Annotated in this window: 11 protein-coding genes and 1 pseudogene; all 12 read left to right on the top strand. The window is 69.0% G+C overall.

Annotation, left to right across the window (positions count from 1 at the left end; genetic code table 11):
- Window positions 1–1,337 (top strand): beta-ketoacyl reductase (locus AB0958_RS41215; RefSeq protein WP_366895621.1); only part of this gene is annotated, 1,337 nt, incomplete at its 5' end.
- Window positions 1,338–1,370: 33 nt separating this feature from the next.
- Window positions 1,371–6,698 (top strand): type I polyketide synthase, encoded by a 5,328-nt coding sequence (locus AB0958_RS41210; protein WP_366895620.1) that lies wholly within the window; start codon window positions 1,371–1,373, stop codon window positions 6,696–6,698.
- 53 nt (window positions 6,699–6,751) lie between these two features.
- The gene (locus tag AB0958_RS41205) at window positions 6,752–7,519 is read left to right on the top strand and encodes an arylamine N-acetyltransferase (protein ID WP_366895619.1); all 768 of its coding nucleotides are present in this window, start codon (window positions 6,752–6,754) and stop codon (window positions 7,517–7,519) included.
- Window positions 7,520–7,736: 217 nt separating this feature from the next.
- The gene (locus AB0958_RS41200; RefSeq protein WP_366895618.1) at window positions 7,737–8,735 is read left to right on the top strand and encodes a 3-dehydroquinate synthase family protein; all 999 of its coding nucleotides are present in this window, start codon (window positions 7,737–7,739) and stop codon (window positions 8,733–8,735) included.
- A complete protein-coding gene (locus AB0958_RS41195; protein ID WP_366895617.1) occupies window positions 8,732–10,138 on the top strand; it encodes a 3-deoxy-7-phosphoheptulonate synthase in 1,407 nt (468 codons plus the stop codon). Before AB0958_RS41200 ends, AB0958_RS41195 begins: the two co-directional genes overlap by 4 nt.
- Window positions 10,135–10,968 (top strand): shikimate dehydrogenase, encoded by an 834-nt coding sequence (locus AB0958_RS41190; RefSeq protein ID WP_366895616.1) that lies wholly within the window; start codon window positions 10,135–10,137, stop codon window positions 10,966–10,968. Before AB0958_RS41195 ends, AB0958_RS41190 begins: the two co-directional genes overlap by 4 nt.
- A gap of 219 nt (window positions 10,969–11,187) precedes the next feature.
- Window positions 11,188–12,348, top strand: a complete 1,161-nt coding sequence (gene rifK, locus AB0958_RS41185; protein ID WP_366895615.1) for a 3-amino-5-hydroxybenzoate synthase — start codon at window positions 11,188–11,190, stop codon at window positions 12,346–12,348.
- Window positions 12,345–13,445, top strand: a complete 1,101-nt coding sequence (locus AB0958_RS41180; protein WP_366895614.1) for a Gfo/Idh/MocA family oxidoreductase — start codon at window positions 12,345–12,347, stop codon at window positions 13,443–13,445. The genes rifK and AB0958_RS41180 overlap by 4 nt, the downstream gene beginning before the upstream one ends.
- Window positions 13,442–14,140 (top strand): HAD-IA family hydrolase, encoded by a 699-nt coding sequence (locus AB0958_RS41175; protein ID WP_366895613.1) that lies wholly within the window; start codon window positions 13,442–13,444, stop codon window positions 14,138–14,140. Before AB0958_RS41180 ends, AB0958_RS41175 begins: the two co-directional genes overlap by 4 nt.
- Window positions 14,141–14,146: 6 nt before the next feature.
- Complete coding sequence (locus AB0958_RS41170; protein WP_366895612.1) at window positions 14,147–15,076, top strand: ROK family protein; 930 nt, start codon at window positions 14,147–14,149, stop codon at window positions 15,074–15,076.
- 101 nt (window positions 15,077–15,177) lie between these two features.
- Window positions 15,178–15,696: a MarR family transcriptional regulator gene (locus tag AB0958_RS41165; protein WP_366895611.1), complete on the top strand. Its 519-nt coding sequence runs from the start codon at window positions 15,178–15,180 to the stop codon at window positions 15,694–15,696.
- 250 nt (window positions 15,697–15,946) lie between these two features.
- A pseudogene (locus tag AB0958_RS41160) lies at window positions 15,947–16,111 on the top strand (IS1380 family transposase); the annotation flags it as partial.
- Window positions 16,112–16,348 lie beyond the last annotated feature (237 nt).

Below are 16,348 nucleotides of genomic sequence, written 5' to 3'. Positions count from 1 at the left end.
GCGGGCTCAACCCGGACGGGACCGTCCTTGTCACGGGCGGCACGGGGACGCTCGGCAGTCTCCTCGCCCGGCACTTGGTGAGCGAACACGGCGTAGGGCACTTGCTGCTGGCCAGCCGGAGCGGACCGGACGCCGAAGGAGCGGCGGCGCTGTACGAGGAACTGACCAGCCTCGGCACGACTGTCACCGTTGCCGCGTGTGACACCGCTGACCGGGACGCTGTCGCGGCGCTTTTGGCCGCCGTACCGGATGCGCACCCGCTGACCGCAGTCGTGCACACCGCGGGAGTCCTCGACGACGGTGTGGTCACGGCCCTGACTCCGGAGCGTTTCGATGTCGTCCTGCGGCCGAAGCTGGATGCCGCGCTGCACCTGCACGAGCTGACCCGGGGCGCTGATCTTGCGGCGTTCGTGCTGTTCTCCTCCGCCGCCGGAGTCCTCGGCAATCCCGGTCAGGCAAACTACGCCGCCGCCAATGCCTGCTTGGACGCCCTCGCCCTCCACCGCCGCCGCTCCGGCCTGCCCGGCACCTCCCTCGCATGGGGGATGTGGGACCAGACCGGCACCGGCGGGAACCTGGGCATGGCCAATCAGCGGAGGAGGGCCCCGCAGGGCCTGGTGGCCCACTCCAGCCAGGAGGGTATGGAGCTGTTCGACGCGGCGCTGCGGTCAGACGACGCGGTGCTCTTGGCGGCCAGGCCGGACTACGCCGCGCTGCGCGCGCACGCCACGTCCGATCCCGTACACGTACTGCTGCGGAGCCTCGTGGGTGCCGGCCGTCGCACCGCTCAGAACGTCGCCTCCCGTTGGGGCGGCCTCGCCGAACAGTTGGCCGCCACGCCCCCGGTCCAGCGAGAGCAGATGCTGCTGGATCTGATCCGGCGCGAAGTCGCTGTGGTCCTGGGCCATTCAGCACCCGGCAAGGTCGACGCCGACCGGGCTTTCCGGGAGGTCGGCTTCGACTCGATGCTGGCCGTTGAACTCCGCAACCGACTCACCGGACTCGTAGGGATTCGCCTCCCTGCCACGATCATCTTCGACCATCCCACACCCCGGAGCCTGATGCGCCGTCTCCTCGCGGAACTGTGCCCTGAGGCTGATGGCGAGTTGGCGGGTCGGGAGGACGAGATCCGGAGGGTCCTGGTCACCACGCCTCTGTCCCGGTTCCAGGAACTCGGGCTCATGGAGAAGCTCCTGCAACTGGTGGCGAGTCCCGGCGGTGAAAGTGCCACAGCGCCGGACACCGCCGAACCGAAGCAGGACGGCAAGCTGCTGATCGAGGAGATGGACGTCGACGCCCTGGTGGAGCGGGCCATGAGGAAAGCCGGGAAGCAGTAGCGGACTCACGACCGGGACAAGGGGAGACAGGGAATGACCAGCTCAGAGGCCAAGCTTGTCGAAGCGCTGCGGGCTTCACTGATCGAGAACGAGCGGTTGGAGAACGAGAACAAGGAGATCCGCGACGGCTTCACTGAACCGATCGCCATCGTGGGCATGGCGTGCCGGTTCCCCGGTGGGGTGTCGTCACCTGAAGAGTTGTGGGAGTTGATCGCCGATGGTCGTTCCGCAATCGGCGCATTCCCCACCGACCGGGGCTGGGATCTTGAGAACCTGTACGACCCGGAGCTCGATCGGGTCGGCACGACCTACGTACGGGAAGGCGGGTTCCTGGACGACGCGGGCGAGTTCGACGCCGGTTTCTTCGGTATCTCGCAAAGCGAGACGCTGGTCATGGACCCGCAGCAGCGTCTGATGCTGGAGACGTCGTGGGAGGCGATCGAACGGGCGGGCATAGACCCGGAGGCTCTGCGTGGCAAGAACGTCGGCGTGTTCGCCGGCGTAGGCAGGCACGATTACGCCACCAGTTTCCACAGCGTCCCCGACGAGCTCGAGGGCTACCTGATGACCGGCGGCTTGGAGAGCGTCCTGTCGGGACGGGTTTCCTACACTCTCGGCTTCGAGGGGCCCGCGGTCACGGTCGACACGGCCTGCTCGTCGTCCCTGGTAGCCCTGCACATGGCAGTGCAGTCCCTGCGTTCGGGCGAGTCGTCGTTGGCGCTGGCCGGGGGCTCCAGCCTGATGACCACTCCCGCAGGCATCGTGTTGGCCTCGCGTATGCGGAGTCTTGCGAAGGACGGTCGGTGCAAGGCGTTTGCGGCATCCGCAGACGGAACGAACTGTGCCGAGGGCGTGGGCGTCCTGTTGTTGGAGCGGGTTTCCGATGCCATCCGTGACGGACATGAGATTCTCGGCGTCGTACGGGCCACTGCAGTGAACCAGGATGGCGCGTCCAACGGACTCACCGCGCCGAACGGGCCCTCGCAGCAGCGGGTGATCCGCCAGGCACTCGCTGCCGCTGGCTTGTCGTCCGCCGATGTCGACGTCGTCGAGGCGCACGGCACCGGAACCCCGCTGGGCGACCCGATCGAGGCACAGGCCCTGCTCGCCACCTACGGTCAGAGCCGTGACCCCGGACTGCCGCTGTGGCTCGGTTCTGTGAAGTCGAACCTTGGACACGCGGGCCATGCGGCAGGAGTCGCTGGTGTGATCAAGATGGTGATGGCAATGCGGCATGGTGTGCTGCCGCAGACTTTGAACGTGGACGAGCCCACGCCTCAGGTTGACTGGTCTGCCGGAGCGGTTGAGTTGCTGACCGAGGCGCACGAGTGGCCCGAGATCGGCCGTCCTCGTCGTGCGGGGGTCTCCGGCTTCGGCGTCAGCGGCACCAACGCGCACGTCATCCTGGAGCAGGCGCCCGAGCAGACATCCGTGAACCCGTCCGACGAGCAGGCGCGCGTGCTGGGCGGCTCGGTGGTGCCACTGGTCCTCTCGGCCCGCGGCGAGGCGGGTCTCGCCGGGCAGGCCCGGCGCCTTGGTTCGTTCCTGAGGCAACGTCAAGAGCTGGACGTGCTTGACGTCGGTCGGTCGCTGGTGCAGAGCCGGGGCCTTCTCCCCGACCGTGCGATCGTGCTCGCCGGGAACCGGGAAGAGGCGCTGACTGCATTGGACGCCGTGGCCGACGGCGAGTCCGCGACCGGTGTCGTCAAGGGAACGGCCGAGAGCGTAGTAGGCCGGACTGTCTTTGTGTTTCCAGGCCAGGGCACACACTGGGCGGGCATGGGCAGGGAACTGCTTGAGGCGTCGCCCGTGTTTGCGACCAGCATGACCGAGTGCGCCGAGGTTCTGGACCCGCTGACCGGCTGGTCGTTGCTCGATGTGGTGCGGCAGGCAGAGGGCGCACGGTCCCTTGAAGACCTCGACGTCGTGCAGCCGGTGTCGTGGGCACTGAACCTGTCACTTGCCGTCCTGTGGGAAGCGTGCGGGGTCGTCCCGGATGCGGTCGTGGGTCATTCTCAGGGCGAGATCACCGCTGCCTGCTTTGCCGGTGCGCTGTCCCTTCCGGACGCTGCCCGCCTCGTGGTCTACCGGGCCGAGGCGATCCGCGCCGAGTTGTCGGGACGCGGAGGCATGGTGGCCCTCGTCGCCGGTGTCAAGGCCACGTCCGTACTGGTCGAGGAGTTGCCCGGCCTGGAGATCGCCGCAGTCAACGGGCCCTCCTCAGTGGTCGTGACCGGTGAACTGCCCGCCCTGGAAGAGCTGCTCGCCCGGTGCAAGACCGAGGGCATCCACGCCCGCAGGATTCACGGGGCCAACGCCGCCGGACACTCCTCGCAGATGGAAGTGCTGCGCGACATTTTCCTGGAGGCACTTTCCGGGGTCTCCGGCGGGCCTTCCCGCATACCGCTGTACTCCACGGTGACCGGGCGACTCCAGGACACCACGGAGCTGGACGCCGAGTACTGGTATCGCAACCTGCGGCAGACCGTGCAGTTCGACACGGCCATTCGGTCCCTGGCCGGTGATGGACATGGGGTGTTCATCGAGGTCAGCTCGCACCCTGTGCTGGCGTCGAGCGTCCAGGACGTGCTGGAGGAGCTCCAGGCACCCGCCGTCGTCACCGGGTCGCTGCACCGCGACGAGGGCGGCCCACGCAGGTTCCTTGCCTCGCTGGCCCACCTGCACACCCACGGCGTTCAGGTCATCTGGGGGGCCGTCCTCGGCCGCGGTACGGAGCGGCCCGTAGATCTGCCCACGTACGCCTTTCAGCGCCGGCGCTACTGGTTGGATACGGCAGACTCCGGTGGGGACGCGGACGCACCAGGCCTCGGTCTCGAGGCGGCGGACCACCCCCTGCTCGGCGCGGTCACCGAGATCCCCGGCTCGAACGGCGTGCTGTTCACGTCCCGGCTCTCGCTGCGCACGCACCCTTGGCTCGCCGACCACGCGGCTGCCGGAGTCGTCCTCATGCCCGGAGCAGCCTTCGTGGAGCTCGCGCTCCGCGCCGGCGACGAGGTCGGGTGCAGCCTGGTCGGCGAACTGGTCATCGAGCGCCCCCTGCTGCTGCCCGAGAGCGGCGGTGTCCAGGTACGTGTGTGGGTGGGTGAGCCCGACGAATCCAGCCACCGCACCGTTCAGATTCACTCCCGCTGGGAGGAAGCCGGTCCACGTGGGAGCTGGACCTGTCATGTCTCCGGACGCCTGGTGCCGGAGGAGGGTGGGGCCGATTTCGACCTCACCCAGTGGCCGCCGCCCGGCGCCACCGCCGTCGACCCGGACGTACTCGCCCACACCTACGACGGCATGGCACAGGCGGGATACGGCCACGGTCCGGCCTTTCGCGGCCTGCGCGGGGCGTGGACGCGCGGCGAGGAGATGTTCGCCGAGGTCTCACTGCCCGAGGCGGCAGGCAAGGGTGATGACTACGGGCTGCACCCGGCCCTCCTGGACGCGGCCATGCACGCCTGTGCCTTCCGCGCAGATATGGCCGGCGAGAGCCCGAAGCTGGCTCTGCCCTTCGTCTGGCGCGATGTCAGACTGCACGCCACCGGAACCTCCTCACTGCGGGTTCACCTCACACCGCTCGCCCCCGACACGATCCGCTTGCGCCTGGCCGACGGCTTCGGCACACCTGTGGCTGCCGTCGACTCGATGGTCATGCGACCGGTGGTCCCGGAACTGCTGCGTGTCGGCTCGGGCGCGTCCAGGGAGCAGATGTTCCGTGTGGCCTGGGAGCCCATCTCCGTCAGGAGCGTCCAGGACGAGCTGCACGTCGTACGCGTGACAACTGCCGAGGACGTTCGTGCCGTGGCCGCAACGCCCCCCGGCACGTTCCTCCTCGACGTGGCCGGCAACGGACGTACGGACCTCGCCGCCGTCCGGGACCTCACCGGGCGAGTGTTGGAGGTCGTCCAGGCGTGGCTTGCGGAACCCGCCTTCCAGGACACTCCTCTCCTCGCCCTCACACAGGCCGGTGCGGCCGTCCAGGACGGGGACCCGGCTCCCGATCTGGCCGTTGCAGCGGCTGCCGGCTTGCTGCGCTCGGCACAGTCCGAGAACCCGGGCCGCATCATCCTGGTCGACACGGACGGCACGGAGGCGTCAGCCCGGCGCCTGCCCGATGTACTCGCGTCCGGGCAACCCCAGGCGGCACTTCGCCAAGGCGCGGTGGCGGTGCCGAGGCTCGTCAAGGCCGCTGCCCCCGCCGATGCCCCTGGCCGTCCCCTGAACCCTGAGGGCACGGTCTTGATCACCGGCGGTACGGGTAGGCTGGGTCGCCTGGCGGCCAGGCACCTGGTTTCCAAGCACAAGATCAGAAACCTCCTCCTGGTCAGCCGGAGGGGACCGGACGCACCGGGCGCGGCCGAGTTGGAAGCCGAACTGCAAGGGCTTGGCGCGCTCGTCCGAACCGTAGCGTGCGACGTGTCCGATCGAGGCTCCATGGTCGCGCTGCTGGCCTCGGTTCCCGAGGACGCCCCCCTTACCGGCGTGATCCACGCAGCCGGCGCGCTGGATGACGGTGTGGCGACGTCCCTGACGCCCGAACAGCTCGACGCGGTGCTCCGTCCGAAGGCCGATGCGGCCCGAATTCTGGATGAACTCACACGCGATCTCGACCTCGCGGCCTTCGTCCTCTACTCCTCTCTTTCGGGGATCTTCGGCTCGGCGGGTCAGGGCAACTACGCCGCCGCGAACTCCTATCTCGACGCGCTGGCTGTACGCCGGCATGCTTCCGGATTGCCGGCGACCTCACTGGTGTGGGGATGGTGGGGGCAGGGATCGGACGCGCTGGACAAACTCGCTGAGGTTGAGCTGAAGCGTTTCGACCGCTGGAACAGCGCCGAACTCACCGCGCAAGAGGGCATGGAGCTGTTCGACCTCGCGTTGCTTGACCGTGACGCTGTTCAGGTCCTGGCGAAGATGGAACTCGAGGCGATATGGGACCAGGCCGACTCCGCATCCGTCCCCCCCTTGCTACGCGGCCTCGTCCGCGTCAGTCGGCGGCCTGCCCGTGAGGGGGCGGCCGGGGCCGACAAGCTGGCGGATCGGCTGGCCGAGGTGTCCCCGGACCAGCGACGAAAGATCTTGGTCGACCTGGTCCAGCGCGAGGTCGTCACGATCCTCGGCCATGTGTCCGCGGACGAAATCGGACCGGACCTTTCCTTCTTCGACATCGGTTTCGACTCTCTGACCGCCATCGAACTCAGGAACCGGCTGTCGGCGCTCACCGGCGTCCGCGTCCCGGCCACCTTCGCCTTCGAGTACCCCACCGCGGAACTGGCCGCCGAGGAGCTGCTGGAACGCCTCGAACCCCCCGTGGACCCGCTGGACACTTCACGCCTGGTGCGCGGAGATCAATGACCGCCTCGTCTCGTCTGTCACTCGCCGACGACGAACACTCAAGGAGACACAGCATGTTCGACAAGGACAAGTATCTGGAGTACCTCGGCTTCTCGGGAACGCCCGACGCAAGCCTGGCGACCCTGCGGGAGATCCACCGCAAGCACCAGATGCGGATCCCCTACGACAGTGGTTACGCCCTGGACCTGAACAGCAGTGGTGACGCCCTCGGCCTGGCCCAGGCGTCTTTCGACCTTGACCCGGCCTTCGAGACGATCGTGCTCAGCGGCCGGGGCGGCATCTGCGTCGAACTGAACTTCATGTTCCATCGGCTTCTCGTCGAGTTGGGCTTCGAAGTGCAGGTGCTGGCCGCAGCCACCGTCCTGCCGGGGGGAGTGTGGGGCCCTGACATCGAGCACATGGTCATGCGGGTCACCATCGACGGTGAGGACTGGCTCGCCGACGCCGGGCACGCGGGCATCTCCATCGTGGAGCCGCTGCCGTTCTCCGGAGAGACCGTGGTCCAGGACGGCATCGAGTTCCGGTTGACCCGTCGGGACGAGCACTACTTCCTCGAGTACAAGACCCGCGCCAAAGACTGGCGCGACAGTTACCGCTTCCTGCCGGTGACGCGTACCACCGCGGACTGGGCCCGCTGGCGCGACGCCCTGCCGCTGGACGAGATGGTGGCGCACCCGCGGCGCCGCCGACGGGTCATCGACAACGGGCAGGTCACGCTCACCGCGAACCTCTTCCTATCCGTTGAGGACGGCGCGGAGCGGCTTCGTCTCATCCGGGACGAGAACGAGCTCGAAAAGATCGTCAGCACCTACTGGCGCTGAGCAGGCGAACCCCCGCCACCGCTTGCGGGGGCCGGCGGCGGTTTCGGTCGAGCCACGGGTCCCGTCGGCGCACAGTCTCCTGAAGACCCCGGCGGGGTGGCCGCCCCGGCGTATCACCGGCTTCCACAGGACAGAGTGAGGCGGAGTGAGAGAACAGATACCGGTCCATGTCGGCGAATGTTCCTACGATGTGGTGATCGGCCCTGGGGTGCGTTCCATGCTGGCCGAAGTGATCCAGGGCCTCGGCGCCCAGCGGGTCGTAGTCGTGTCAGCCCGGCCCGCGGAATGGGTGCCTGACACGGGAGTGGAGACCGTGCTGCTGCCCGCCCGGGACGGTGAGCCGGACAAGAACCTCGCCACCGTCGAGGCCCTGTGCGCGGAGTTCGTACGCTTCGGCCTCACCCGCAACGACGCGGTCGTCTCCTGCGGGGGCGGAACCACCACCGACGTCGTCGGCCTGGCCGCTGCCCTGTACCACCGGGGCGTGCCAGTGGTGCATCTGCCGACCACGCTGCTGGCCCAGGTCGACGCGAGCGTCGGCGGCAAGACGGCGGTCAACCTGCCCTCCGGTAAGAACCTGGTGGGCGCCTACTGGCAGCCCGCCGCCGTACTGTGCGACACCGACTACCTGTCCACCCTTGCCCGGCGCGAGATGCTCAACGGCCTGGGTGAGATCGCCCGCTGCCACTTCATCGGTGCCGGTGACCTGCGCGGGCTCGGCCTCGCGGAGCGCATCACGGCCAGTGTGAGGCTGAAGGCCGGCGTCGTCTCGGCGGACGAGCGGGACACCGGCCTGCGGCACATCCTCAACTACGGCCACACCCTGGGCCACGCCCTGGAGCTGGCCAGCGGCTTTGCACTCCGGCACGGCGAGGCCGTCGCGATCGGCACGATCTTCGCGGGCCTGCTCGCCGGGGCCCTGGACCGGATCGGTCCCGGGCGGGTGGCCGAGCACCGGGAGGTCGTCGAGTTCTACGGACTGCCCACCGCGCTGCCCGAGGGGATCGAGACGGCCGAGCTGATCCGCCTGATGCGCCGGGACAAGAAGGCGCTCACAGGCCTCGCCTTCGTCCTCGACGGGCTCGGGGGAGCGGAGCTGGTCCATGACGTGTCCGAACAGGTCGTCGCCGAGGTCCTCGAGCGCATGCCACGGCAGCCACTCGGGCAACTCATCGAGCCGGCAGGCCTCCACGGAACGGGAGCCCCGCCGGCATGACGCGCTCATCAAAGGCAGCGCACGGCGAGGTCCGGGGCAGGAACACGCGAGAGCCGAGGCTCGCGGACCGCCTCGCCGAGGCCCTGGGCAGACCCGCGGCGCAGCAGCCCGAGTGGCCTGACCCGGCCCAGGCCCGGACAGTAGTGGAACTGCTGCGCACCGCGCCCCCGATCGTGGCCGAGTCCGAGACGGCTCAGCTCTCCGAGCAGCTCGCGGCGGTCGCCCGCGGCCAGGCATTCCTGCTGCAGAGCGGGGACTGCGCGGAAACCTTCACCGAGACCACCGAATCGCACCTGCGAGCCAACCTCGGTCTCCTGAAGGGTATGTCGCTGGTCCTTGCCCACACCGCCGGACTGCCGGTGGTTCCCCTCGCCCGTATGGCCGGACAGTACGCGAAGCCGCGCTCACAGTCCGTCGACGCGGACGGCTTACCGGTCTACCGGGGTGACATGGTCAACTCCGCCGAACGCACCCTTGCCGCACGCACTGGTGATCCGGACAGGATGCTGCGCGCCCACGGGCACGCGACTCGCGCGATGACGCTCGCCCGCCGGGTGTACGCACAGGAGCCGGCGAACCCGCACACCGGCCTCCCCCCGTACGTGCAAGGCACCTCCGGCGGCGGCCACTTCGTCCGCACCGCCGAAGAGATCGGCCGCGGTCAGGGCCTGAGAAGCGAACAGATCTATGTGGGCCACGAGATGCTCGTGCTCGACTACGAATGTGCCTCGCTCCACACCGCCGGGTTCACCACCGGACCGGAATCACTGCTCGTCAGCCCACTCGCACACTTCCTCTGGATCGGTGAGCGCACGCGAGGCCTCGGCGACGCGCACCTCGCCGTCGCCGAACTGCTCGCGAACCCCATCGGGGTGAAAATCGGTCCCAGCACAACCCCGGAAGAAGCCGTCGAGTACGTCCGCAGGCTCGACCCCTGTGCCACGCCTGGGCGGCTGACGCTGATCAGCAGGATGGGCCACTCCCAGGTCCGCGAAGTGCTGCCGCCGATCGTGGAGAAGGTCACCGCCACCGGCCACCAGGTGGTATGGCAGTGCGACGCGATGCACGGCAACTCACGCACGACGCCGGACGGCCGCAAGACCCGCCACTTCGACGACATCGTCGCGGAGATCAACGGGTTCTTCGACGTCCACCGCACCCTCGGTACCCACCCCGGCGGCCTCCACCTGGAGGCGACCGGCGAGGACGTCACCGAGTGCCTGGGCGGGCCCCGCGGCCTCGGTGAGGCTGACCTGTCGGCCCGCTACCGGACCGCCTGCGACCCTCGCCTGAATGAGGAACAGTCCATGGAACTGGCTTTCATCGTCGCCGATTTGCTTGCAGAGGCCACCCGGCCGGCTGCCCAGCAGGTCGCCTCTACCGGCCGCCGGAACCCGCTATGACCAACACCCCCACCCCGCCGCGGGTCCCGATCAGCGGCACCACCCGCTTGTACGCGGTGGTCGGCGACCCGGTCGAGCAGGTCCAGTCCCCCCGCCTGCTCAACCCGCTCTTCGCCGAACAGGGCGTCGACGCGGTGCTGGTGCCGGTGAAGGTCCACCCTGGCGATCTGGAACGGGTCATACACGGCCTGCAGCGGATCGGTAACCTCGACGGCATCTTCGTCACCGTCCCGCACAAGGCGGACGCCGCCCAACTGGCCGACCGGCAAAGCCATACCGTCAAGATCGCCGGAACGGCCAACGTGCTGCGCCGCGAAACCGACGGCAGTTGGCTCGCTGAGAACTTCGACGGTTCCGGTTTCGTGACTGGCCTCGCCCGCGCCGGGCATGAGATACGAGGCAAGCGGGTCGCGCTCGCCGGGGCGGGCGGGGCGGGCAGCGCCATCGCGTCCGCGCTGCTGACAGCCGGCGCGGACCGGGTCTCCGTGACCGACCCGGACCTGTCCAGACTGGACACGCTTGTCGGTCGACTCGCCACGTACTGGCCCGGTCGCATCCACGCAGTCGCCGAACTGCCCCTGCACGACAGCGACCTCGCGGTCAACGCGACGCCACTCGGACTGCGGTCAAGCGACCCACTGCCGTTCCTGCCCGAGGCCCTCCCGCCCGCAGCGGTGGTGGGCGACATCATCATGAAACCCCACGAGACGCCCCTGCTGCGGCAGGCCGCCGCCCTCGGCCACCACGTCCACCACGGCATCCACATGCTGAACGGCCAAGTGGAGTCCTACTGCGAATTCTTCGGCCTGAGCGCACCCAGGACCGGCTGACGCACATACCCGCCACCATCCCCCGTGAGCCGACCCACACCCGGACAGACGGCTACCAGACCGGGGGATGCGGGGCGGTAAGTGCGGTGCCTACCGTGAATGTCGCACTCATGGGTCTGATCCCCGAGGTGGAACCTTCCGTCGACCACATGCCCCACCGCTTTATGCCGTCCGTCGGCCATCGGCCGAGAAACGTCCGAAGTGGAGATTTGGAGATACATGAACGCGCGACCGGCACCAGAGTTCCCCTCTTGGCCGCAGTACGACGACGGCGAGCGCACCGGCCTGATCCGAGCCCTGGAGCAGGGTCAGTGGTGGCGCATGGGCGGGTCGGAGGTGGACTCCTTCGAGAGTGAGTTCGCCGACTTCCACGGCGCCCCGCACGCTTTGGCCGTCACCAACGGCACCCATGCCCTGGAGTTGGCGCTGCAGTGTCTGGGTGTCGGTCCGGGCACGGAGGTCATCGTGCCGGCCTTCACCTTCATCTCCTCCTCCCAGGCCGCTCAGCGGCTCGGCGCGGTCGCCGTCCCGGTCGACGTCGATCTCGACACGTACAACATCGACGTGGCTGCCGCGGCAGCCGCCGTCACCCCCCGCACCAAGGTGATCATGCCCGTGCACATGGCCGGGCTCTTCGCCGACATGGACGCGCTCGACAAGCTCTCCGCCGACACCGGTGTGCCCCTGTTGCAGGACGCCGCCCACGCCCACGGCGCCCGCTGGCAAGGCAAACGAGTCGGCGAGTTGGGAACGGTCGCCGCGTTCAGCTTCCAGAACGGCAAGCTGATGACCGCCGGCGAGGGCGGTGCGCTGCTCTTCCCCGACGAGGAGACGTACGAGGCCGCCTTCCTGCGGCACAGCTGTGGCCGGCCGCGCACCGACCGCCGCTACATGCACCAGACCGCCGGCACCAACATGCGGCTCAACGAATTCTCTGCGTCCGTGCTCCGCGCCCAGCTGAGCCGCCTCGACGCCCAGCTCACGCTACGCGGTCAGCGCTGGACACTGTTGTCCCGGCTGCTCGGCGAGATTGACGGCGTCGTACCCCAGGGCGCAGACCCGCGCGCCGACCGGAACTCTCATTACATGGCCATGTTCCGGATCCCCGGCATCTCCGAAGAGCGCCGCAACACCCTCGTCGACACGCTCGTCGAGGCCGGACTGCCTGCCTTCGCCGCCTTCCGGGCGATCTACCGCACCGACGCGTTCTGGGAGACGGCCGCGCCCGACACCACCGTCGAAAAGCTCGCCGAAAGCTGCCCGCACACCGAGGCGATCAGCACCGACTGCATCTGGCTGCACCACCGGGTGCTACTCGCCTCCGAGGAAGCTCTCCACGCCACGGCCGAGATCATCGCCGACGCCGTGACCGCACCATGAAGGTCCGCGCTGCCGTCGTCGGGCTCGGCTGGGCAGGCCGCGAGCTGTGGCTCAGACTGCTGAGCGAGCACAAGGACTTCGAGGTGGTCGCGGCCGTCGACCCCGACCCGGCCTCCCGTGCAGCCGCCGTGGCGATGGGCCTGCCCGCTCACACCACCATGGATGCCCTCGCCCCCCACACGGTCGACATCGCCGTCGTCGCGGTGCCCAATCATCTGCACGCCGAGGTAGCGGCCGCCCTGCTCCGCCGCAGGATCTCCGTCTTCCTGGAGAAGCCGGTCTGCCTGACCACCGCCGAGGCCGACGCCCTCGCCGCGGCCGAACAGAACGGCGGGATGCTGCTCGCCGGCAGCGCCGCCACCCACCGCGGCGACGTCCAAGAGCTTGCCGGGCTACTGCCCCAGCTCGGCCGGATCCGCCATGTCACCCTGGCCTGGGTCAGGGCGCGCGGCGTGCCACAGCCCGGCGGATGGTTCACCCAGCGCAGCAAGTCCGGTGGAGGTGTACTCGTCGACCTCGGCTGGCACCTGCTCGATGTCCTCACCCACCTCCTCGGCCCCGCCCCCGTCACCCAGGTGATCGGCTCGGTCTCCGACGACTTCATCAGCAGCAGTGCCTGGTCCGCTGCCTGGCGCGCGGACCAGCCCACCGACGTCCCGGCCGGCAATGTCGAGGACACCGCCCGAGGCTTCCTGCTCCGCGAGGACGGCATCTCGGTCTCGCTACAAGCCAGCTGGGCCTCACACGAGGCGCTGGACGCCTCCGTCATCACCATCGAGGGCAGCAAGGGAACGGCACGGCTGCACTGCACCTTCGGCTTCAGTCCCAACCGGGCCCCCGAACCGGTGCTCACCCTCACCCGGGAAGGCACCACCCAGCAGATCCCGCTGCCCGCCGAGCCGATCGGCACCGAGTACCGACGCCAGCTCGACGGCCTCGCCGGGCTTCTGGCCGACACAGGCCGACGCGGCCTGGCCGTCGCCCAGGCCCGCGGCACCGTCCGGCTGGTCGAAAGCTTTTACGCATCGGCGCGCGCCGCTCGACCTGCGGACCACGCGCCCCCAATCACCCCTCACAAGGAGGTGAGGAGCGCATGACCACAGGGTCGGCAAACCCCGCGGCAACGACCTCCGAACGGCACTCCCGAGTCTTCAGGCAAGCAGTCGTCTTCGATCTCGACGGAGTCGTCGTCGACAGCTTCGCGGTGATGGGCGAAGCCTTCTCCCTCGCCTACGCCGAGGTCGTAGGCCCAGGTGAGGCGCCCTTCGAGGAGTACCAACGCCATCAGGGCCGCTACTTTCCCGACATCATGCGGATCATGGGCCTTCCGCTGGAGATGGAGGAGCCCTTCGTCCGTGAGAGCTACCGGCTCGCCCACCACGTTCAGGTGTACGACGGCGTTGTCGATGTGCTGAGGACGCTGCACGAGCGCGGTCTCCGGCTGGCCATCGCCACCGGCAAGGCAGGTGAGCGTGCCCGGTCCCTGCTCGACGTCCTCGGCCTGCTTCCGTACTTCGCCCACGTCATCGGCTCCGACGAGGTGTCCCGGCCCAAGCCCGCCCCCGACATCGTCAGACGCGCGCTCGAACTCCTCGACGTTCCCGCAGACCGGGCCATCATGATCGGCGACGCTCCCACCGACCTGGCCAGCGCCCACGGTGCCGACGTCACCGCCGCAGCCGCGCTGTGGGGCTGTCACGACGAGATCGGACTGCTCGCCGCCGGCCCTGACATCGTCCTGCAACGGCCCGCCGACCTGCTTGTCCTCTGCCCGGCCCTCCCCGGCCACTGAAACGGAATGACAGCCTCACCGCCGTCGTGGCACCTGGGCATCGACATAGGGGGCACAAAAGTCGCCCTGCGCGCCGAGTCGGCGGACGGCCGAACCGAGGAGCACACGTTCTCCTGGCCGCACCACGAAGACGGACCGGACAGTGACCTTGCCCTGCTGTCGGACGGCATCACCACCCTGGCGGCCCGCACGGGCGTTGGTTTCCAGGCCGCCGGGGTCGCCGTACCCGCCACGGTCGACCCGGAAGAGCAGGTCACCTCCTGGCCCAGTCGACCGTCATGGACCGGCCTCGCCCTGGGCCCCGCGCTACGCGCCCTCGTGCCAGGAGCGGCCGTCGCATGGGCGGACGACGGCGACGTGGCCGCCCTCGCCGAGGCCGCAGCGGCCGACTGCGCCAATCTGCTCTACGTCGGCGTCGGTACCGGCATCGGCGGAGGCCTGGTCCTGGGCGGCCGCCTGTGCCCCGGCCCGGGCCGGGGCTCCTTCGAACTGGGCCATCTGGTCGTCGAGTTGGACGGCCCCGTGTGTGTCTGCGGCCGCCAGGGCTGCCTCCAGGCGATAGCTTCGGGGCCGGCCACTCTGGCCCGGGCCGGCGAGCTCCACGGCGAGCCGGTCACCTACGTGGAGCTGCGCGAAGCACTCCGTACCGCCCGCCCGTGGGCCACAGCCGCGATCGACGGCACCTGCCGGGCCCTGGCCACGGCCATCATGGGGGTCACCGAACTGCTCCACCCCAGCCTCGCTGTGATCGGGGGCGGGTTCGCGGCAGGCATCGACAACCTGGTGGACCGCATAGCAACTCACCTGACATCTCTCTCGCGTCCAGGCCGCCCTGCCCCGCCAGTCGCTCCGGCACGCCTGGGTGGCCTTTCGTCACTCCAGGGCGCGGTCCACCTTGCCCGAGCCGTCACCGACGGAGCCGTACCGCTGCTGTAGGTTGCCGCGGCCGAGGCGTATAGCCGAGGCGTATAGGGGACGAAGCGACATTGGGGGAATGTGTATGAATTCATTAGAGATTCAAGGAGTCTGTGCATAAAGTGGAGGGCACGAGGAAGGCATACTCATCCACCGCAAAGCTCCGATGGCTCACCGATGAGCAGCAACGCATCTGGCGCTCCTATGTCCACGCGACCACGCTCCTCGAGGACCGCATGGACCGCCAACTGCAGCGCACTGTGAAAATGCCGCATAGCTATTACAGGCTCCTGGTGAGCCTCGCAGAGTCCCCACACCAGCGGCTGCAGATGACGGAGCTGGCGATGCATGCGAAGATCACCCGGCCCCGGCTCTCGCACGCCGTCGCACGTTTGGAGAAGAACGGCTTGGTACGGCGCGAGGATGCTCCCTCCGGCAAGCGCGGCAAGTTCACGGTGCTCACAGAGGAGGGCCTGGAGGCTCTCATACGGGCCGCTCCGGGCTATGCGACAGTCGTGCAGCATGCCCTGTTCGACCGACTCACCCCCCAGCAGCAGGAGTTCCTGGGCGCGATCATGCAGATGATCACCGATGGACTCCAGACGGACGGAGCGGGGGCCGACCTTCCCTGGCTACGCTAGAAGTGCTGCGTGGGTGGGTCAACTGAACGGTGATCCTGGCTGCTGCGTCGCATCAGCCGAGGGGCGCGGGGTGCTCAGCCAGGCCGGGTCCAACTGCGACCGCGCGGCATCGGTGACGCTCCCCGCGGGCCGTGTTGCAGCCCGCGAAATCGTCTGGCTGCAAGCCGACGACAGGCGAGAGGCGATACCGGCCTCCCCGCGCAGGCGGACGCGAACCGCCCGGCTTCGTCCTGGATACCGACGCCACCCGGTCACATGCCGCTCCGAGCTGGAGCACGCGGCGCCGACCTGCGAACACGGCTTCGGCCACCACCCGTTGCTGTGCTTCCTCGACAGCACGCGCGAGGCCCTCGCCGGACTGCTGCGCCCCGGCAACGCCGTGGCCAACACCGCCGAGGACCACATCACCGTGCTCGACGCAGCGAGCGGCCCTGCCACGGCCAGCCACCTGAACCTCGGCACCGTCCCTGCACGACCCGCGCGTCGGGCCTCGACACAGCCGTGATCAGAAACCTCACTCCACGGGGATCACTCCAGCTCAGCCACCCGAAGCGAAACAGGGAGGCTAGGGCCCTTCTGATGGATCTCCGCGGCGTCGCGGCGTTCGGCACGCACGCTCGACGCACGGGGTGGCGGGCCAGGTGGCTCCGCC

The sequence above is a fragment of the Streptomyces sp. NPDC006655 genome (assembly GCF_040703965.1).
Classification (GTDB): Bacteria; Actinomycetota; Actinomycetes; order Streptomycetales; family Streptomycetaceae; genus Streptomyces.
Note: the sequence above shows the minus strand (reverse complement) of the source record. Positions and strands in the feature narration are given on the sequence as shown.